The organism is Morganella psychrotolerans (assembly GCF_965118875.1).
GTDB lineage: Bacteria > Pseudomonadota > Gammaproteobacteria > Enterobacterales > Enterobacteriaceae > Morganella > Morganella psychrotolerans_C.
Map to the genome: position 1 here is coordinate 30,341 of NZ_CBCPJD010000014.1, position 19,561 is coordinate 49,901.

At 49.1% G+C, this 19,561-nt stretch carries 16 protein-coding genes; 9 read left to right on the forward strand and 7 right to left on the reverse strand.

From position 1 onward, the window contains the following. Positions 1-4 precede the first annotated feature (4 nt). The 4 genes from hypD to yedF all read left to right on the forward strand — a co-directional run bounded on the left by hypD (position 5) and on the right by yedF (position 4,321). Complete coding sequence (hypD, locus tag ACMHKJ_RS14020; protein ID WP_413494819.1) at positions 5-1,135, forward strand: hydrogenase formation protein HypD; 1,131 nt, start codon at positions 5-7, stop codon at positions 1,133-1,135. 1 nt (position 1,136) lies between these two features. Then, the gene (hypE, locus tag ACMHKJ_RS14025; protein ID WP_413494820.1) at positions 1,137-2,156 is read left to right on the forward strand and encodes a hydrogenase expression/formation protein HypE; all 1,020 of its coding nucleotides are present in this window, start codon (positions 1,137-1,139) and stop codon (positions 2,154-2,156) included. A gap of 695 nt (positions 2,157-2,851) precedes the next feature. After that, positions 2,852-4,063, forward strand: a complete 1,212-nt coding sequence (yedE, locus tag ACMHKJ_RS14030; protein WP_413494822.1) for a selenium metabolism membrane protein YedE/FdhT — start codon at positions 2,852-2,854, stop codon at positions 4,061-4,063. A gap of 12 nt (positions 4,064-4,075) precedes the next feature. After that, positions 4,076-4,321: a sulfurtransferase-like selenium metabolism protein YedF gene (gene yedF / locus ACMHKJ_RS14035; RefSeq protein ID WP_067401497.1), complete on the forward strand. Its 246-nt coding sequence runs from the start codon at positions 4,076-4,078 to the stop codon at positions 4,319-4,321. A gap of 36 nt (positions 4,322-4,357) precedes the next feature. Here yedF and ACMHKJ_RS14040 read toward each other — a convergent pair whose 3' ends face one another. Next, positions 4,358-4,990: a TetR/AcrR family transcriptional regulator gene (locus ACMHKJ_RS14040; RefSeq protein WP_413494824.1), complete on the reverse strand. Its 633-nt coding sequence runs from the start codon at positions 4,988-4,990 to the stop codon at positions 4,358-4,360. Positions 4,991-5,077: 87 nt separating this feature from the next. Here ACMHKJ_RS14040 and ACMHKJ_RS14045 point away from each other — a divergent pair, with 87 nt between their 5' ends. After that, positions 5,078-5,782 (forward strand): DAPG hydrolase family protein, encoded by a 705-nt coding sequence (locus tag ACMHKJ_RS14045; protein ID WP_413494826.1) that lies wholly within the window; start codon positions 5,078-5,080, stop codon positions 5,780-5,782. Positions 5,783-5,836: 54 nt separating this feature from the next. Here ACMHKJ_RS14045 and rdgC read toward each other — a convergent pair whose 3' ends face one another. After that, positions 5,837-6,745, reverse strand: coding sequence for a recombination-associated protein RdgC (gene rdgC, locus ACMHKJ_RS14050; protein WP_413494828.1), 909 nt, complete (start codon positions 6,743-6,745; stop codon positions 5,837-5,839). A gap of 361 nt (positions 6,746-7,106) precedes the next feature. On the opposite strand from rdgC, the gene mak reads away from it, so the two are divergent. Beyond that, complete coding sequence (gene mak / locus ACMHKJ_RS14055; RefSeq protein WP_413494830.1) at positions 7,107-8,015, forward strand: fructokinase; 909 nt, start codon at positions 7,107-7,109, stop codon at positions 8,013-8,015. 192 nt (positions 8,016-8,207) lie between these two features. Here the strand turns inward: mak and ACMHKJ_RS14060 are convergent, their stop codons facing one another. The 3 genes from ACMHKJ_RS14060 to sbcD form a co-directional block, all read right to left on the reverse strand. Beyond that, positions 8,208-8,810: a nitroreductase family protein gene (locus ACMHKJ_RS14060; protein ID WP_413494831.1), complete on the reverse strand. Its 603-nt coding sequence runs from the start codon at positions 8,808-8,810 to the stop codon at positions 8,208-8,210. Between the two features lie 197 nt (positions 8,811-9,007). Then, the gene (locus tag ACMHKJ_RS14065; protein WP_413494833.1) at positions 9,008-12,694 is read right to left on the reverse strand and encodes an AAA family ATPase; all 3,687 of its coding nucleotides are present in this window, start codon (positions 12,692-12,694) and stop codon (positions 9,008-9,010) included. After that, positions 12,691-13,917, reverse strand: coding sequence for an exonuclease subunit SbcD (sbcD, locus tag ACMHKJ_RS14070; protein ID WP_413494835.1), 1,227 nt, complete (start codon positions 13,915-13,917; stop codon positions 12,691-12,693). Before sbcD ends, ACMHKJ_RS14065 begins: the two co-directional genes overlap by 4 nt. 277 nt (positions 13,918-14,194) lie before the next feature. Here sbcD and phoB point away from each other — a divergent pair, with 277 nt between their 5' ends. The 3 genes from phoB to brnQ all read left to right on the forward strand — a co-directional run bounded on the left by phoB (position 14,195) and on the right by brnQ (position 17,930). Further along, positions 14,195-14,884: a phosphate regulon transcriptional regulator PhoB gene (phoB, locus tag ACMHKJ_RS14075; RefSeq protein ID WP_067425247.1), complete on the forward strand. Its 690-nt coding sequence runs from the start codon at positions 14,195-14,197 to the stop codon at positions 14,882-14,884. 24 nt (positions 14,885-14,908) lie between these two features. Next, entirely contained in the window at positions 14,909-16,204 is a 1,296-nt protein-coding gene (gene phoR, locus ACMHKJ_RS14080; protein WP_413494837.1) for a phosphate regulon sensor histidine kinase PhoR, read from the forward strand. Positions 16,205-16,598: 394 nt separating this feature from the next. Beyond that, positions 16,599-17,930, forward strand: a complete 1,332-nt coding sequence (brnQ, locus tag ACMHKJ_RS14085; protein WP_413494839.1) for a branched-chain amino acid transport system II carrier protein — start codon at positions 16,599-16,601, stop codon at positions 17,928-17,930. Between the two features lie 130 nt (positions 17,931-18,060). Here brnQ and ACMHKJ_RS14090 read toward each other — a convergent pair whose 3' ends face one another. Further along, positions 18,061-18,663, reverse strand: a complete 603-nt coding sequence (locus ACMHKJ_RS14090; protein WP_413494840.1) for a peroxiredoxin C — start codon at positions 18,661-18,663, stop codon at positions 18,061-18,063. Between the two features lie 203 nt (positions 18,664-18,866). Beyond that, entirely contained in the window at positions 18,867-19,454 is a 588-nt protein-coding gene (locus tag ACMHKJ_RS14095) for an acyl carrier protein phosphodiesterase (RefSeq protein ID WP_413494841.1), read from the reverse strand. Positions 19,455-19,561 lie beyond the last annotated feature (107 nt).

The window sequence follows — 19,561 nt, forward strand, 5'->3', positions numbered from 1 at the left end:
TTTTATGCGTTTTGTTGATGAATTCCGTGATCCTGTGCTGGCAGAAAAATTGCTGACGCAGATCAACGGGGAAATGGCGGGTTGGCCGCATCCTCTGAAACAGCCATTGCAGATAATGGAAGTGTGCGGCGGTCATACTCACGCTATCTTTAAATTCGGGCTGGATAAATTACTGCCGGACTCCGTGGAATTTGTCCACGGTCCGGGCTGCCCGGTGTGTGTATTACCAATGGGCCGCATTGATGCCTGCCTGGAAATTGCCGCGCGACCAAAGGTCATCTTTTGTACATTCGGGGATGCCATGCGCGTTCCCGGTCGCGGCGGTTCATTGCTGGATGCCCGTCGTCACGGCAGTGACATCAGAATTGTTTATTCGCCGCTGGATGCACTGACCATCGCCCGTGACAATCCGGAAAAAGAGGTTGTCTTCTTCGGGCTGGGATTCGAAACTACCATGCCGGGCACCGCTGCAACATTGCAGCAGGCGAAAAGAGCCGGTCTTAAAAACTTCACCGTATTTTGCCAGCACATCACTATCATCCCGACACTTCGCACATTACTAGAGCAAAAAGATGTGTTTATCGACGGCTTTATCGCGCCGGGGCACGTCAGCATGGTTATCGGCTGCACGCCGTATCAGCCTTTGTGTGATGAATTTACCAAACCGTTTGTTGTCACCGGTTTTGAACCGCTTGATTTACTTCATGCCATCTTAATGGTTATCCGCCAGTTGAAAGTGCAGGCGCAGGATAATACCTCGCCGATGGCGGTCGAAAATCAATACAGCCGCATTGTGCCGGAGCAGGGTAATTTACTGGCACAAAAAGCGCTGGCAGAGGTATTCGAACTGAAAGCTAACAGTGAATGGCGCGGGCTGGGCAATATTGCCGACTCCGGCGTACAGCTGAAACCGGCGTATCACGAATTTGATGCAGAACGCCGTTTTCAGCCGAAGCCGCAGTCCGTTGCTGATAATCCGCAGGCGCGGTGCGGTGATGTACTAACCGGACGCTGTAAACCGGTGGATTGCCCGCTGTTCGGCAATGCATGTACGCCGGAAACGGCTCTTGGTGCGCTGATGGTCTCTTCAGAAGGGGCATGCGCGGCTTATTATCAATATCGTCGCGGAGAATAAAATGAAACCCATTACTGAAATCACGTTAGCTCAGGGCAATGGCGGACAGGGAATGCAGCAGCTGATTGACTCGCTGTTTTTACAGGCCTTTTCTAACCCGTACCTGAATGAGAAAGAAGATCAGGCGCGGATCCCGCTGGCAGAATTACAGGCGGCAGGCGATCGTCTGGCGTTCAGTACTGACAGCTATGTGATTGATCCGATTATTTTTCCCGGCGGTAACATCGGCAAATTAGCCGTATGCGGTACGGCAAACGATCTTTCAGTCGGCGGTGCCATTCCGCGTTATCTCTCCTGCGGATTTATTCTGGAAGAAGGGCTCTCTTTTGATATACTGTCACAACTGGTCACCAGTATGGCAGAAACCGCAAAAACGAACGGAATTCAGATAGTTACCGGTGATACTAAAGTGGTGCCGAGAGGTGCGGCAGATAAAATTTTTATCAATACCGCCGGTATTGGTGTGATCCCGCCGCAACTTAACTGGGCAGCAGCACAGTGCCGTCCCGGCGATAAAATTATTGTCAGCGGCACACTGGGCGACCATGGTGCGGCGATCCTTAACCTGCGTGAAAACCTTGGGCTGGATGCGGATCTGCAAAGTGACTGCGCAGTACTCGAACCCATGCTGGCACCTCTGCGGGCAATCAGCGGCGTCAGAGCTGTGCGTGATGCAACCCGTGGCGGTGTTACCGCGATCTTGCATGAATTTTCCGATGCCTCTCAGTGCGGCATGAATATCGAAGAGCAGGCATTACCGATGAAAACTGCCGTGCGCGGTGTCTGCGAACTGCTGGGGCTGGAAGCACTCAATTTTGCCAACGAGGGCAAAGTCGTGATTGTAGTGGCACCGGAAGCAGAAATGGCCGTGCTGGCAGCACTGCACTCGAGTCCGCTGGGGCAGGACGCCTGTACCATCGGGCAGGTGACAGAAGTGAAAAAAGTGAAAGTTCAGGGGATATTCGGGGCAACCAGATTGCTCGATCTCCCGTATAACGAGCCGTTACCCCGTATCTGCTAATCCTCTAATCTGCGTCATCCTCCGGTCTGTGGCTGTGTTGGCTGCGCTCAGGATCCCGGGTCACATACTTATGTATGCTTCCCGGGATCCTTCACTTGCCGCCTTGCCACAAACCGGATGATTTAGCAGATTGTCTTTTGTTTTTTTTTGCAGTGTCAAAGCACATAAGGGAATAACCGGCAAAAAAAGGAAAGCGTAAAGCGCCATGGATAGCGCGATCCGAGCGAACAAAGATGTGTTTACAGCATCTTTCCGGTTTGCCGGTTGTCCCCGCATCCCCGATGGTCAGGTGAGCTTCTGAACCAGATAATTGAGCTGATTATTTCACCGCTAATCGTTATGTAAAAGGCGGATACCGTGCAAGAGAACGAAAAGTGTAAAGCGCCATGGATGGCGCGATCCGAGCGAACAGGGATGTGTTTACAGCATCTTTCCGGTTTGCCGGTTGTCCCCGCGCCCCCGGGATTATGTTATACATAATTTTCTGATTTTCTGATTTTCTGATTTTTTGATTTGTCATTGCGCTTACTATCTCCGGATATCTTTGAGCTTTATCATTCATCGTAGATATTTTTTAGCGCAAAGCTTTATACAGGCGTATGATCTGCGGGTGGATCTACGCTGTCAGATCCTACTGGTACGCACGTACCCTGACATTGCTTCCCGACGCTGTCGGGATTTTTTTTGGTAGAAAAATGAACTGGTCTACATTTAAATCAACGTATCTTGTCAAGTTTTGGCAGCCGTTGCCTGCAGTGATCGCCGCCGGCATCTTATCCACGTACTATTTTGGATTAACCGGCACATTTTGGGCGGTCACCGGAGAGTTTACGCGCTGGGGCGGACACATAATGCAACTGTTCGGCGCAGAACCGGAGAACTGGGGGTATTTTAAGGTAATCGGTTTGCAGGGCTCGCCCCTGGACAGAATCGACGGCATGATGGTCATCGGCATGTTTGCCGGGTGTATCGCCGCGGCCTTATGGGCAAATAATGTCAAAATCCGTCTTCCGCAGCACAAAATCCGCATCTGGCAGGCCATCATCGGCGGCATGATCGCAGGTTTCGGTGCCCGCCTGGCAATGGGTTGTAACCTCGCCGCCTTCTTTACCGGTATTCCGCAATTCTCTCTGCATGCCTGGTTTTTTGCGCTGGCAACCGCTGCCGGTTCCTATTTTGGTGCAAAATTCACACTGATGCCGATGTTTCGTATTCCTGTCAAACTGCAAAAAGTCAGTAAAGCATCCCCGCTGACTCAGGATCTGCAACGGGCGAAGCGCCGTTTTCGCCTTGGTATGCTGATTTTTCTGCTGTGTGTCACCTGGTCGCTGTTCACCTTATTTGAATCACCAAAACTGGGTATTGCGATGTTATTCGGTATCGGTTTCGGATTATTGATTGAGCGGGCGCAAATCTGCTTTACCTCGGCATTCCGTGATGTCTGGATAACCGGACGTACCCACATGGCAAAAGCAATCATCCTCGGGATGGCTGTCAGTGCTATCGGGATTTTCAGTTATGTGCAGTTAGGTGTTCAGCCAAAAATTTTCTGGGCAGGACCGAATGCAGTTATCGGCGGTCTGCTGTTCGGGTTTGGTATTGTCCTTGCTGGTGGTTGTGAAACCGGCTGGATGTACCGCGCGGTAGAAGGTCAGGTTCACTTCTGGTGGGTAGGTCTGGGTAATATCGTTGGTGCAACCATTCTTGCGTATTATTGGGATTCACTCGCACCTGTACTGGCAACAGATTACGATAAAGTCAATCTGCTGGATACGTTTGGCCCGATAGGCGGTCTGCTGGTTACTTACGGGTTGCTGGCCTTTGCCTTTATCTTATTACTGATGTGGGAAAAACGGTTCTTCCGTCGTAAAAATCAGGCTGAAACCACACCGGTTGCCGCACACTAAGGAGCAATTAAAATGAGTACAGATACCACAACAATTGTACCGGATTACCGGCTGGATATGGTCGGCGAGCCGTGCCCGTATCCTGCGGTGGCAACACTGGAAGCTATGCCGTCACTGAAACCCGGGGAAATTCTGGAAGTCGTGAGTGACTGCCCGCAGTCAATAAATAACATTCCTCTGGATGCGAAAAACCACGGCTATACCGTGTTATCCATTCAGCAGGATGGTCCGACAATCCGCTATCTTATTCAGAAGTAAGTCCTGCGCAAGGTACCGGTTTAACGCCGGTGCCTGTCACTGTTTCAGCAATGCAATTGCAGCGGTAATGCGCGCCTCAACCGGGTAATAAGGTGCAGGGGAAGCCAGCTTCAGTGCAATCTGGCGCAGCGGCTCTGCCATCACCATTGATAACAGTAAATCACTGACCAGTGCCGGGTCCGGATGCGGCTGCGGTAAAAAAGCCCGGTGGCGGGAAAGCCATTCTGTCAGTAATGCGCGTCCGCGCTCAATGCCACTCGTCTGATATCGTGCCAGCAGCGTCTCCCGTCCGGGAAATTCACTGCTCAGCAGACAAAACAGACCAACCGCCTCAGCACTGAGAACTTTGTGGCTCATGGCAGTCAGATGCTCCGCCAGTAATTGATAAAATTCAGTTTTATTTTTTGTATCCTGCGTAAACAGCGGCACAAATGTGTCAGTCCAGCCACGGACAATCTGTTCAATCAGGTCTTCTCTGTTCTCAACAAAACGATACAGCGTTTTCTTTGATACCCCTGCTTCTTTTGCAACCGCATCCATCGTGGTGGCTGCATAACCTTGCGATAACAGTAGGTTAAGAGAAGCGTCATAGATCTTTGTGATAAGTTCCTGTTCCGGTACAACCGGACGCCCGCGGCCTTTTACTTTTGCGGCAGGTTCTGTAGCCATACGTGCGATCCTCAATTGACAAATACCCGTTTAGTGACGATATTAATTAAGAAACGAATTTCGTTTCTTAATTGTGGAGTATACGGTATGTCAGTAAAAAAACAAAATTTCCCCCGGGCACTGAATGATATTAACGAATTATTATCCCCGGAACCACTGCGGATGGAAATGGGGCTGGAGCGTAGCGATGATGGCTTACTGACTGTATCAGTCAGAACCGATCTTCATGGTTGTAAAGGCCGGATGCTGGCATGGTGGTTTACTTTTTTTGAAACCACACAGCATATTCGCTGGTGGCACCCGCATGACCATGTGGCGCATCACGGCTGGGATTCTGTTTGGAAGAAAGGCGAAAATTATATCGGTGCAACTATCCGGGCGGTGGAATCACTCGGACCGATTCCGCCGGTCGGCGCAACACTAAAATTTAATGATGCTGCGGATTTTTTTGATGCAGAAAAGCTGGCCGCAGCCCGGGCTGATAATCAGTTTTCTGCCGCAATTTGTGCGCATATCGGATTCGGGGATGATGTAAAAAAGGATACGCCGGGTTACCCGATTGACGGAAAAATGTTGCACATAACGTATGATACCGAATTTGGCTGTGTGCTGCGCAGCCGGTTTTTACTGGGCGCATCACTCAAAGATCCACTGACAGAATTACCGGATGAAATTGGTTTTGGGTTGATGAAACACTGCTATAACGAATTTACGTATCTGTCCCGTTTTCTGCCATCCATTTATTACGGCGAGCACGGAAATGATGAAAAAGCACCGTTGCCGTGGGCATAATAAATAACAAAAAACAGCGGGAGCACCACAATCAGGGCTCCCGTTTCAGCCAAATCAGCGTTCGGCTTCTCCGCCGAGTGCATCAATGGTATTACTGATAAGGGCTCTCAGTTCGCCGGTCATCAGGATAAAATCAGCATCAAAACGTTGAGCAAAATCTTCGCGGTCGATATCTTCGTTTTTATCTTTCAGGTCGTCACTGAATTTCAGGCGTTTAATGGAGCCGTCATCGGAGAGCAGGAATTGGATCCGCTCTTCCCAGTCAAGCGCCAGTTTAGTGACACATTTACCGGCCTCGATACAGGTAGCGATTTCATCTGACACCAAATCCTGTTTTTTACAGCGGATCACGCCGCCATCTTCCAGAATGGCTTTCAGCTCGGCTTCATCCATCAGCACAAAACCGGTTGGTAAATCCCCGGAACGTACCCATTCGGTCAAGGTCAGTTCAATCGGATCTTTGGTGGTCAGCGGGATTACAGGTAACGATCCCAGTGCTTTACGCAGCAGAGCCAGGTTGTCTTCCGCTCGTTTGGCGCTGGCAGCATCGACAATAATCAGGTCGCGCTCTGTGTCAATCCAGATAGTGGTCTGACTGAAACGGCTGAATGCACGTGGCAGCAAGGCATGAACCACTTCATCTTTCAGTGAATCTTTTTCGGTTTTTTTCAGTTTCCGATGCTGCTCATGCTCCAGTCTTTCGATTTTTGCCTGTAATTCCTGCTTGATCACAGTAGATGGCAGCATTTTTTCTTCTTTACGGGTACAGATAAGGATCTGTTTACCGGCAGAATGAGTCAGCGCATCACCCCGGGTGCCCATCGGCGATATCCAGCCGGTTTTCATCATGTCCTGACTGCCGCATGGTGTGAAAGCTGAATGCTCCAGCTGTTTTTCCAGTTCATCAGCAGACAGCGGGAACGGGGAGCTAAGGCGGTAAACCAGTATATTTTTAAACCACATCGGACAGTCCTGTTTTATGGCGCGGAGTCATTGCGCGGTGACGATAGCATCCGGCTATGATACCGGATCTTGCCGGTTTGCTCACCCTTATTCATTCAAACTGCAGGTTCGTTGGCTGTATGAAGCACGCCGGGTTACATAGTTTATCTATGCTCCCCGTCTGCTTTTCCTTGCCGCCTGCCTGCAACTTGAATGACGTTGGGTAGATACCCTTATTCATGCAAATTGCAGGTTCGTTGGCGGAACGATGTCTGTATCCTGAATGACGTCGGGTATATGCAGGGGCTTGATTATCAGTCTGTCGCCTTGCATTATCTTATAATGATATCCGGAACATAAATTCTTAGCACAAGGGGGCAATATGCGGATCGGAATTGATTTGGGCGGCACAAAGATTGAAGTGATCGCACTGAGTGAGCAGGGACAGGAGTTGTTCCGCAAGCGCGTGGATACGCCGCGTTTTGATTATCAGCAGACATTGCTGGCGATTACCGGGCTGGTGAATGATGCTGAAACCGCGACGGGTGAGAAGGGCTCTGTCGGTATTGGTATTCCCGGCACACTATCGCCGGTAACGGGACGGGTAAAAAATGCCAATTCAGTTTGGCTGAACGGACAGCCGTTTGATGCAGACCTCAGAGAATTACTGAAACGGGAAGTGCGGATTGCCAATGATGCAAATTGTCTGGCTGTTTCAGAGGCAGTTGATGGTGCCGGAGCCGGTTTTCCTGTGGTATTCGCGGTTATTATCGGGACAGGATGCGGTGCAGGAATTGCGTTAAATGAACAAGTTCACTGTGGTGGAAACGGTGTTGCCGGTGAGTGGGGACATAACCCGCTGCCGTGGCAGAGTGAGAGTGATCGGCAGTTTAAAGGTATGACAGATTGCTATTGCGGTAAACCGGGCTGTACTGAGTTATTTATTTCAGGTACCGGCTTTATGGCGGATTATGCGGCGCTGAGTGGTGAAACCTGTAAGGGGGCGGAGATTATCCGTCGTTTATCTCAGGGGGATCTGATTGCAGAGCAGGCGATGGCAAATTACGAGCAGCGCCTTGCAAAAGCGCTGGGGCAGGCTGTGAATATGCTGGACCCGGATGTGATTGTTCTGGGCGGCGGAATGAGTAATGTGGATCGTCTGTATCAGACTGTACCCGCGCTGATGCGTTCATGGGTATTTGGCGGGGAATGTGATACGCCGATCCGCAAAGCGGTGCACGGGGACTCAAGTGGCGTCCGCGGTGCGGCCTGGTTGTGGCCGAAAGCCTGAAAAAAAGCCCGCACAGGCGGGCAAGGTATATTCGACACGATAACATACCCTTTTTCATTCAAACTGCAGGTTCGTTGGCGGCACCTTGAATGACGTTGGGTACAGAAGGTAACGACGGCGCTTTATGACAGGTAAAGCGCCTGATGATTCCGGGACAGTGACAGTAAAAGTCACTGTAAAAACAAAGTGTAATTAGTTAAAGATTTTAAAGCGGCTTTCATCATCCATAAATGCTTTTTCACCGGCTTCCTGTGCAACAGAACCGAAGACTAACTGCGCACGCAGTTTCCAGCTTTCCGGCAGATCCCATGCTTTACGCACCGGCTCGTCGATAATCGGGTTGTAATGTTGCAGTGATGCGCCGATGTTTTCTTCAGATAATGCAGTCCAGACAGCAAACTGTGCAATACCGCTGGCTTGCTCAGACCAGACCGGGAAATTTTCAGCATACAGTGCGAATTGTTCCTGTAATCCTTTTACTACGGATTGGTCTTCAAAGAACAAAACAGTACCGGCACCGGACAAAAATGCATTATCGATTTTGCTTTCAGTCGCCGCGAAAGCATCCGCAGGAACGATGGCACGCAGGGAATCTTTTACAATATTCCACAGTTTTTTGTGGTTTTCACCGAACAGAACGACTACGCGTGATGATTGTGAGTTAAATGCAGTCGGGCTGTGCTTGACCGCATCTTTGATGAGTGCAGTGACACGATCCTGAGAAACAGGCAGGTCATTACCAAGGCTGTAAATTGTTCTGCGTTTTTTAATTAACTCGATAAATGAATTAGACATGTTGCTCTCCGTTGAAATTTTTTGTCGGAAAAACAGGTTTCCGCTTTCTCGTTACTTCATGTTGAATAGCATATAAGCAATGAACTAAAAAACATACCGAAAATATTTAACACTATGTTTCAAAAAATTCGGTCAATATGAAAAAATACAATAAATATCAATTTATTATCATCATTTTCACCTTGCGTTGTCAGATATCACTCAGGCGTGACTCTGTATTCCGGCGATAATTTACTGATCCCCAGTCCGTTCATTTTTCTGACAGAGATCTGTACTGCAATGCGTTCTTTCATGGCTTCAATGTGGCTGATAACACCAATTGTCTTGCCGGATGCATTCAGGTTATCCAGGGCATCAAGTGCGATATCCAGTGTTTCCTGGTCGAGTGTACCGAATCCTTCATCAAGGAAAAGGGACTCAATCTGAGTTTTATGACTGACCAGATCCGACAATGCGAGCGCCAGAGCGAGGCTGACCAGAAAGGTTTCCCCGCCTGAGAGAGTTTTGGTGTCGCGTTGTGCATCGGCCTGCCAGGTATCGGTAACCTGAAGCTCCAGGCTTTCTCCTGATTTACGTTGCAACACATAACGTCCGTGCAACTTATCCAGCCGCTTATTTGCCAGGTGAATAAGATAATCCAGCGTCAGACCCTGGGCAAAACGACTGAATTTGGTACCTTCAGCTGAGCCAATTAAAAGGTTCAGCCGGCTCCAGTCCGTGTATTCCTGCTGACTTTGTGCAATCAGATTAAGTAGTCCGCCCTGTTGAACCCGTTGGGTATCATCGGCGCTGAGCTGCCCCTGTAGTTCGCCCTCGCGGACACTGATAGCCCGCAGTTTCTGCGCCAGAAGTGTCTCTTTTTCATTAAGTTGTTCCGGTGTCAGTTCCCGGTGTGTTTCCGGCTGATTTTCCAGATGCCGGGCCAGACGTGACCGGCTGTCACTCAGGCTTGTGGCAGCTTTCAGCTGTGTCAGGTTCAGTTCATTTTCCAGTGCTTCCAGACGGAGGTTCTCTTCTTCACTCAGCAGTGCGGCGAGGAAATCAGTTTCATCTGTAAACGGACTGTCTGTCAGGTGCTGCTGAAAACGTATATGTTCTTTTTCCTGTTGCGCCTGTGCATCCTGCCGCTGCTGTTGCATGCGTTTTTCCTCTCCCTGTAAGCCGGAGAGCCTGTTTTGTAATTTTTCCCGTTTTTGTGCCAGCGTGGTCAGCAGCGTTTCCTGTGTCTGTCGCTGAATATGCATTCGTTGTAATTCGGTACTTATAATTTTGTCACCGAATAAGTTCCGGCGCTTTTCAGCAATAAGCTGGTGTTGCTTATTGATTTCATTCAGTGCGGCAGATTGCTCAGCCAGGCTGTGGGTTAGTTTGGCTGAGAGAGCATCCAGGTTTTGTTGTTGTGCTGTCAGTTCAGTTAATTGTTGGGTGCTTTGTCGGATATGTTGTTCATTTGCGGTGAATTGCTCACTATCCTGCTGACATTGTGCCAGCCAGGCATCCGTTTGTTCCGGGGCAGGGACGGTATAGCCGAAGGCGGTGACGGAGTGTGTCAGCGTCTCTTCCAGTAATTGTTGCTGTTGCCGGAGTTGTGCAAGCTGCGCGTTATATTCAGTATATTGCTGCAGCAGGTATTGCTGTTCCCGCTCTGTGGTTTGTCTGGTCTGTAACAGGCGCTCACAGTCAGTTTCTGCGGTTTGCAATGTATTCTGATGCTGTAAAATCTGAGTTTCCAGCGCGAGACGGTTTTCCAGTTCCTGCTGTTTCTGCTGATATAGTTCATCAGATTGCAGTATGACGCCGGGCAGATCCTCCGGTGAGGTCAGTAAAGCGGTAAATCCGCCACCGGTGCAGGCTGCCTGCCACTGAATGTTTAGCTGTGTGAGGCTGTTCTCTGTTTCCTGCAAGGCGCGGGAGAGGGTGTCAAATTGTGTTTGTGTCAGTACCAGTAAATTTTGTTTTGCTGCCAGCGCCTGTTCAGCCTGCCGGATATCGCGTGTCAGTGCGTCCAGGCGCACTGCGGTGTCATCCGGTTTTATCTGTTGATAATCATTTATTGCCGGATGGGTGGTACTGCCGCACAACGGGCATGGTTCTCCGGATTGCAACTTCTGACGCTCCGCATCCAGACGAATGATAGTCTGCTCCAGTTGCTGTCGTGCTGTCAGGTCACTAAGATGCTGCTGTTTCTCTGCCAGAACAGGAAGTTGTTGTGCGCACCAGGCGGTGAGGGAGGTAATATTTTCCTGTGTTTGTTCTCTGTCCCGCTGAATGGTTTCTTTGTTCCGGGTCAGCAGGGCTGTCTGTGGTGATAATTGCGACAATTTTTGCAGCCATTGTTGCTGCTCACCCGCCTGTTTCAGCTGCAACCGGAGTGTATCTGTTCCGGTTGTCTGTTGTGCATCCTGCAACTGTGTTTGCAGTGTTACCAGTTGTGAGCGCAGCGGTGCGGTAGTCTGTTGTTTTACTGTGTAGTTATCTGATAATTGGCCGAGTGTGGCAGTCAGTGTCTTCTGTTGCTGTTCGTTAGCCCGCAGTTTCTCAGAAATAAGGTGTATTTGTTCACTGTTTTTATACCTGTCCCGCAACTGATGCTGCCATTGCGCTATTGCTGCCGGAAGTGCTTCTCTCTGATGATTTTCACTACGCCAGAGCTGATTGCGCTCGTGTGTGCTGCGTATCAGTGCCTGCTTTTCCTGTAACTGAATCGTTTTAAATTGCAGTTCCTGCTGCTCGGTCTGTGAGTTCTGATATTGCTGTTGCTGTGTACTCAGTTGGTTACTGAGCAGGTGTAATTGATTATCCAGCGGACGAATTTCATTTTCTGCCAGTGTTTCCAGTTCCTGACAGCGCAGGCGATGCGTATTTAATGCAGTTTGTTGTTCTTCATACTGTCCGTCCAGGGGAGAAAGTTCCCGGGTTACTGTCCCCGTTATTTGCTGCAACTCCTGTAAACGCGCATCCAGTTGTGTGTTCATTTCTTTGCTGCGCATCAGAGCGTCCCGTGCGGGGCGCAGTTTTTCTGCCGGTCGCCCCCTGTGCAGCACAATGAGCTGCGGCTGTGCTTCCTGAACCTGTTGCATGACAGCAGTATGCTGTTGTTGGTGCTGTGTGGTTTCTGTATTCAGCTCATTTTTTTGCTGCCACCAGCGGAGTACTGTCTGTATTTCTGTCTGTATCTTGCGCTGTGCTTTTTCTTCCGTTTGCAGGGAACCGAGTTCATCGCGGTACTGCTGGTGTTGTTCCGGTGTCAGCAGACGGATGGCCGATGCCTGTGCTTCCAGCCGGTCCAGCTCATGGCGGGCTTCTTTATGTTGTTCAAATACCTGACGGGAGATAATCCGATAGATTTCAGTCCCGGTGAGTTCTTCGAGTAAATCTGCCCGTTCATTGTCATCAGCATTTAAAAAAGCGGCAAAATTTCCCTGTGATAACAGAACTGAACGGGTAAAACGGGCAAAGTCCAGCCCGGTTATCTGAATGATGGTTTCCCGCACCTGAGTCAGTTTATCTGACAATATTTTTCCGGTGGCGCACTCTGCCACTTCTGCTTTCGGTGCCTGGAGATTACCGTCTGCTTTGTCTCTTGCCCGGCGTTGACTCCAGAAGGCGCGGTAGGCTTTACCTTTTACAGAAAATTCGACCTCAGCAAGACATTCTGCGGTATGGCGTGTCATTACATCATTGTGGGATGCGGACGTTTCCACCCGGGGGGTTCTGTGGTAAAGCGCAAGGCAGATAGCATCCAGCAGCGTTGTTTTTCCGGCACCTGTAGGACCGGTAATGGCGAATAAACCATTGCTGGCGAAAGGCTCTGCGGTGAAATCAATTTTCCATTCGCCCTGAAGGGAATTAATGTTTTTGAAACGTAATGTCAGGATTTTCATTCGCTTTTTACCTTCTGATCCTCACTGACCTGTTGGCATACCTGCCGGAAAAGCGTGGTCAGGCGGGGAATAGCGTCCTCTTCGGTATCACTGAGCGCCAGCCGGCGCGCAAAAACTTCTTCGGTGGTGAGCTCATTCAGGGTTTCTTTCAGAATATCACTCTCCTGCCACTGTTGTTTGCGGCGCTCCCGGCGCAGAAGTACCACTTCTGCGGCGTAAGGTTCAGTCAGTGCCTGAATGCGCTTCTGGATATCCGGCAAATAATCCCGTCCGGCAATTTCGATATCCAACCAGACCGATTGTGTTTTTTCATCCCGTAAAGGAAATTGTGACAGTGCCCGGCTGATAGTATCAAGATCGCCTTTCAGGCAGACCATTGGCTGAAAACAGGGAACCGAAACAGGTTCAATATTGGTGATTTGTGTGTCATTTAAGGTCAGCAGAAAGACACTTTTTTCCTGACCGGTTTCATCAAAACTCAGCGGAACCGGCGATCCGCTATAGCGGATCGTGCCGCTGTCACCGATATTCTGAGCGCGGTGAATATGGCCGAGTGCAATATAATCAGCGGGCGGAAATGCGCCTGCCGGAAATGCTTCCAGGGTGCCGATGTAAATATCCCGGACTGAATCTGTGGTTTTAGCTCCCACGGTGGTCAGATGTCCGGTCATAATGATCGGGATATCAGCACTCAGTTCTGTGCGTTTTGCCATCGCTTTGTCATAAAGCGACTGATAATAAAGCTGTATCGCATTCAGCAGTGCCTGCTGTTTTTCACTTTCTGATTGTCCTGCCTGACTCAGCAGAATATCGCGGGGACGCAGAAACGGAATTGCGCAGATAATCGCACCGGGTTGTTTTTGCTTATTATACAGTACGATAAGATCCTGCTCCGGATCAGGGCGGGCAACGACATTCACATTCAGGCAGGCAAGTAATTCCCGGGACTCATTAAGTGTTGCCACCGCATCATGATTACCGGCAAGTACAATCAGATGACAACCGGTGCGTTGCAGTTTTGCGACAAACTGATTGTAGAGTTCCCGGGCGTAGCTCGGTGGTGAGGCCGTATCAAAAATATCACCGGCAATAATAAGCGCATCAACCTGTTGTTCTTCAATCAGGTTAATCAGCCAGTCTGAGAACTGCTGATGCTCATGCAGCCGGTTTTTGGTGTAAAAATATTGCCCCAGATGCCAGTCTGATGTGTGAATAATCTTCATTAATTATTGGTCCCTGTCCGGAAAACGACCCGTGTGTGCAGTACGCGGCTCACGGAAAACAGAGTATAACGGAAATCCGGCAGTAAAAAGAGGGCATGGGTATTTATCCAGTGTTTTTCGATACCCCTCGCATTTTTTGTGTAATGTGTCATTTTGGTGACATCACCTGTGCGGTACAGTCAGACGTATCGGACGATATTCATAAATCTGTCACAAAAGTGACGCATAATCGCGGCACTGTCTGATGAAATGAAATTAACGGTAAACAGGGGTAGTCATGGCAAGACGAATTTTAGTCGTTGAAGATGAAGCACCTATCCGTGAAATGGTCTGTTTTGTGCTGGAACAGAACGGGTATCAGCCAATCGAGGCTGATGATTATGACGCGACAATTGCCCGTCTGGTCGAGCCGTTTCCGGATATGGTACTGCTTGACTGGATGATCCCGGGCGGTACCGGTATCCAGATTATCAAATATATGAAGCGTGATAATCAGCTGCGCGATATACCGGTAATGATGCTGACCGCCCGCGGTGAAGAGGAAGATCGCGTTAAGGGGCTGGAAACCGGCGCGGATGATTATCTGACTAAGCCGTTCTCACCAAAAGAGTTGGTTGCCAGGGTTAAAGCTATTCTCCGCCGTATTTCCCCGATGGCGGCAGATGATCTCATCGCTATGAACGGGTTGACACTCGATCCCGCCTCTCACCGCGTGACCAGCAATGATAATCCGCTGGATATGGGGCCGACAGAATTTAAATTACTGCACTTTTTTATGACACATCCGGAGCGGGTTTACAGCCGTGAGCAATTGCTGAACTATGTCTGGGGTGAAAACGTCTATGTTGAGGATCGTACTGTGGATGTGCATATCCGCCGGTTACGCAAGGCGCTGGAAACAGACGGTCACGACAAAATGATACAGACTGTCCGGGGTACGGGTTACCGTTTTTCCGTGCGTTACTGATGATATACCGCAAGAGGATTGCGCGTGCTAGAGCGTCTTTCGTGGAAAAAAATTGTGCTGGAATTACTGGTATTCTGCCTTCCTGCACTTATTTTGTCGCTTTTTTTCGGATTTACCGGCTGGTTTCTTGCCGCGGCATTATTTGCGGCAACACTTTGGCATGGATATAACTTACTGAAATTATCAGACTGGCTGTGGCTGGATCGCAGTGTGTTGCCACCACCCGGACGCAGCAGCTGGGAGCCGATTTTTTATGGTATTTATCAGCTGCAGCAGCGCAACCGCAAGCGCCGCCGGGAACTGGCCACATTAATTAAACGTTTTCGCAGTGGTGCGGAGTCACTGCCTGATGCGGTAGTGATGATGACAGAGGACGGCAATATCTTCTGGTGTAACCGTCACGCTCAGAATTTATTAGGTTTCCGCTGGCCGGATGATAACGGGCAGCATATCTTTAACCTCCTGCGTTATCCGGATTTCAGCCGTTACCTTACACACGGCGATTTTTCCCTGCCGCTGACACTGGAACTGAATAACGGCACCATAATGGAGCTGCGCATCATGCCGTATGCTGAGGGGCAGATACTGATGGTGGCGCGTGATGTAACTGAAAAACGCCGCCTTGAAAATTCCCGCCGTGATTTTTTTGCCAATGTCAGCCATGAGTTGCGTACTCCGCTTACTGTTTTGCAGGGCTATCTTGAGATGCTGGCTGATCAGGATTTTGATAACCCGATGAACAAAAAGGCAATTATAACTATGCAGGCACAGACCCGCCGTATGGACGGAATGGTGAAGCAGTTATTGCAGTTGTCAAAAATTGAGGTGGCGGTTAAAACAGGGTTTGATCAGCCCGCAGATATTCCGGGAATGCTGATGATGCTGCAACAGGAAGCGCAGACGCTGAGTCACGGACTGCATGATATCCGCTTTAATATAGACGAAAAACTGAAGATTTTCGGCGATGAGGATGAACTACGCAGCGCTATGTCTAACCTGGTGTATAACGCCGTGAATCATACTCCGGAGCATACCCGGATTGATGTCAGCTGGGCGGTACATAACGGAAATGCCGTGTTCAGTGTAAAAGATAATGGTCCGGGAATTCCGGCTGAGCATTTATCCCGCCTGACCGAACGCTTTTACCGGGTGGATAAATCCCGCTCCCGGCAGACCGGCGGTTCAGGGCTGGGGCTGGCGATTGTCAAACATGCATTACAGCATCATCACAGCCATCTGGATATTGTCAGTAAATCCGGACAGGGTGCGGAGTTCAGTTTTACTATCCCTGCAAAGCTTATCGTTAAATCCTCTCACTGAAAGCGGCTCCGGCCGTTTAGTGCTGTTATTGGTGTAATATTCAGCATATATTAAACGGCTGTTTAAATTTTAAACAAATCATATAGTGTTTATTGAAGCTTACATAACAGCAATCGCTGCTTTGGAAATAGAGTGCGGTAGAAAGTTCTGGTTTTTGCTTTGACTCTTGCCTTTTTTCGCTATAAACGCTCTACTTGTAGTGCGTTATTGGCTAATATCACTGTTTTTTAATTATAATCACTATAGTTATTTATTTTAAATGAATAATATTTTGCTAATGATTTGTTAAAGTAGCAGGAGATATTGTCAGTGGCAAATCAGGGGGTTGGATTTTATTTTCCGATATTTTCATTAAATAGTTAACATTAAACTAACAATAACAGACAAAAATAATATGGCGCATCGTTTAACTTCGAGAGATATTTTAGCCTTAGGTTTTATGACCTTTGCGCTCTTCGTCGGGGCAGGAAATATTATATTTCCGCCAATGGTTGGATTACAGGCCGGTGAAATGGTATGGACGGCAGCCGCCGGCTTTCTGATAACCGGCGTCGGCCTGCCGGTACTGACTGTGGTTGCACTGGCAAAAGTAGGGGGCGGGATTGAAGCGCTCTGTACGCCGGTTGGTAAATATGCAGGATTACTGCTGGCTGTTGTGGCGTACTTGTCTGTCGGGCCGCTCTTTGCAACACCGCGTACGGCAACTGTTTCCTATAAAATCGGGATCGCGCCGCTGGTCGGCGGGGAATCTGATATTTCACTGCTGATTTACAGCCTCGTTTATTTTGCCTGTGTTATCGGTATTTCATTGTATCCGGGTAAATTGCTGGACAGTGTCGGACATGTACTTGCCCCGGTGAAAATGCTGGCACTGGCGATTCTGGGTGTTGCGGCCGTTATGTGGCCTGCCGGTGACGCAATTATGTCAACGCCGGAATATAAAGAAATGGCGTTTTCCAACGGATTTATCAATGGTTATCTTACCATGGATACTCTGGGGGCGATGGTTTTTGGTATTGTGATAGTGAATGCCGCCCGTTCGCGCGGGGTGGAAAATTCCTCTCTTCTGACCCGTTACACCATGTGGGCGGGGTTGATTGCCGGGGTGCTGCTGACCCTGGTTTATCTGGCACTGTTTAAGTTAGGGGAAAACAGCGGGTCAATTATCCCGAACCCGGCGGACGGTGCTGAAATCCTGCATGAATATGTGCAGTATACTTTCGGCAACTACGGCAGTTTCTTCCTTGCGGTGCTGATTTTTGTCGCCTGTATGGTGACGGCGATTGGCCTGACCTGTGCTTGTGCGGAATTCTTCAGCCGTTATCTGCCAATCTCATACCGCTCACTTGTGCTTATTCTCGGCGGGTTCTCCATGGTGATTTCAAACCTGGGGCTGAGCAAGCTGATCGCGTTTTCAATTCCGGTGCTGGTATCGATTTATCCGCCATGTATTGTGCTGATTTTACTGAGTTTCACATTGAAATTCTGGAAAAAACCGGGTCGCGTAGTTGCACCTGCGATGTTGGTCAGCCTGATTATCGGGACCATGGGCGCGCTGAAAACGACTAAAATGTTTGGTGTATATATACCAACCTGGTTTGAATCATTACCGTTTTATAAATATGACCTGGCATGGCTTGCACCGTCACTCGCGGTGATGGTTGTGTCTATTGTGGTTGACCGCCTGATGGGTGCGGAGCCGGAGACGGTTCAGAAACACGCCTGATAATCCAGGGTTACAGAAAATACTCTGCTCTGGCGGAGTGTTTTTTTATCCGGGTTTAAGACATAAAAAATCAGACATAAAAAAACCAGCCCGCAGAGGCTGGTTTTTTGTATCTTTTAACTACCGGATATTACAGCTTGCCGGAGTTCTTTTTCAGGTAGTCAGCAACGCCTTTCGGAGACGCACTCATGCCTTCCTGACCTTTTTCCCACTGTGCAGGGCACACTTCGCCATGCTCTTCGTGGAACTGCAGCGCATCGACCATACGGATCATTTCATCAACGTTACGGCCCAGCGGCAGGTCATTGATAACCTGGTGGCGGACAACACCATTTTTGTCGACCAGGAAAGAGCCGCGCAGTGCAACACCCGCTTCAGGATGTTCAACACCATAAGCTTTCATGATGTCGTGTTTGATATCTGCAACCATCGGGTACTGAACCTGACCGATACCACCTGCATCGATAGCGGTATTACGCCATGCGTTATGAACAAACTCTGAGTCCATAGATACGCCGACCACTTCCACACCGCGTTTTTTGAACTCTTCGTAGCGGTGATCGAATGCGATCAGCTCAGAAGGACAAACGAAGGTAAAGTCCATTGGCCAGAAAAAGATAACAGCCGGACGGCCGTTCAGGTGTTTTTTCAGATTGAAGTTATCAACAATTTCACCGTTACCAAGAACGGCTGCAGCTGTAAAATCGGGGGCTTGACGGGTTACCAGAACCATAATTTACTCCTGTAAGATTAATAGAGTATGGCAAAAAACAGCAAATAGAATAAGGAATTTGAGGCAGGTATTAAAGTGCATAATACCGATTAATATAATAGGTTTTACCTATCAATACTTCCTTGTTCTATCTGTTACCCAAATAAGATAGAGCTATTTGGGTAAAGTTCAAGTGCTAATTGTGTGAATGAACGTAAAAACCGTTACTGTGATGTAGGAGACTTTGTTACAGCCTCCATCATCTGTGGATAAAAACGGAAGAAAATATCTTCAAGAGGCTGATAGTTATTAATAAAATCATAATCGGTCTCTTTGAGTGCCACCAGTTTCGGGCGACGGCGTGCCATACCTGCCAGTACCTGTCCGATATAAGGCACTTCCTGATAGCGGATTAACCAGCGCTGCGGCCACATAAATTCATTCATTTCCTGAAATTTCAGCGGTGTAAAAGCAAGCTGTGGCTCAATAACGGTACGGACATGTTGTGTGAAATCAGTAAGTGAGATGCCCGGTACAATGTCAGACCAGTGGCGTGACAGGAAGTGATCCCAGACAACATCCAGGGTTATCGGCGCATAGCGGCGCAATTCCGGTCTGAACAATTGCCTGGCTTCTCTGACCAGCGGGTGGGAATCTGTCAGTGTGTCCACCCTGCGGTGCAGGCGGATCCCCTGCGCGACCGCAGCACTGTACTGATCTTCCGGCGCACCGCGAACAAAATCAGCCATCAGATTACCGAGAAGACTACTGTTTGCCAGTGAGGCAAGGTGAAGATGAGCGAGAAAATTCATATACCGCAACCTCTTATTCTGTCATCCGACGGGTTATTTCTTGCACCCCGGCCTTGCGGGCACTAGACTGTTGCGCCTGTTTTTCATTTTTAAGACACAATGAAGAA

Coding starts and splice junctions, on each gene's coding strand:
- rdgC (WP_413494828.1), bottom strand. CDS start 6,745: ATGTGGTTTAAAAATATACTGGTTTACCGCCTTAGCTCCCCGTTCCCG.
- hypD (WP_413494819.1), top strand. CDS start 5: ATGCGTTTTGTTGATGAATTCCGTGATCCTGTGCTGGCAGAAAAATTG.
- yedF (WP_067401497.1), top strand. CDS start 4,076: ATGAGTACAGATACCACAACAATTGTACCGGATTACCGGCTGGATATG.
- brnQ (WP_413494839.1), top strand. CDS start 16,599: ATGGCGCATCGTTTAACTTCGAGAGATATTTTAGCCTTAGGTTTTATG.
- ACMHKJ_RS14095 (WP_413494841.1), bottom strand. CDS start 19,454: ATGAATTTTCTCGCTCATCTTCACCTTGCCTCACTGGCAAACAGTAGT.
- phoB (WP_067425247.1), top strand. CDS start 14,195: ATGGCAAGACGAATTTTAGTCGTTGAAGATGAAGCACCTATCCGTGAA.
- ACMHKJ_RS14090 (WP_413494840.1), bottom strand. CDS start 18,663: ATGGTTCTGGTAACCCGTCAAGCCCCCGATTTTACAGCTGCAGCCGTT.
- mak (WP_413494830.1), top strand. CDS start 7,107: ATGCGGATCGGAATTGATTTGGGCGGCACAAAGATTGAAGTGATCGCA.
- hypE (WP_413494820.1), top strand. CDS start 1,137: ATGAAACCCATTACTGAAATCACGTTAGCTCAGGGCAATGGCGGACAG.
- yedE (WP_413494822.1), top strand. CDS start 2,852: ATGAACTGGTCTACATTTAAATCAACGTATCTTGTCAAGTTTTGGCAG.
- ACMHKJ_RS14060 (WP_413494831.1), bottom strand. CDS start 8,810: ATGTCTAATTCATTTATCGAGTTAATTAAAAAACGCAGAACAATTTAC.
- ACMHKJ_RS14045 (WP_413494826.1), top strand. CDS start 5,078: ATGTCAGTAAAAAAACAAAATTTCCCCCGGGCACTGAATGATATTAAC.
- sbcD (WP_413494835.1), bottom strand. CDS start 13,917: ATGAAGATTATTCACACATCAGACTGGCATCTGGGGCAATATTTTTAC.
- ACMHKJ_RS14065 (WP_413494833.1), bottom strand. CDS start 12,694: ATGAAAATCCTGACATTACGTTTCAAAAACATTAATTCCCTTCAGGGC.
- ACMHKJ_RS14040 (WP_413494824.1), bottom strand. CDS start 4,990: ATGGCTACAGAACCTGCCGCAAAAGTAAAAGGCCGCGGGCGTCCGGTT.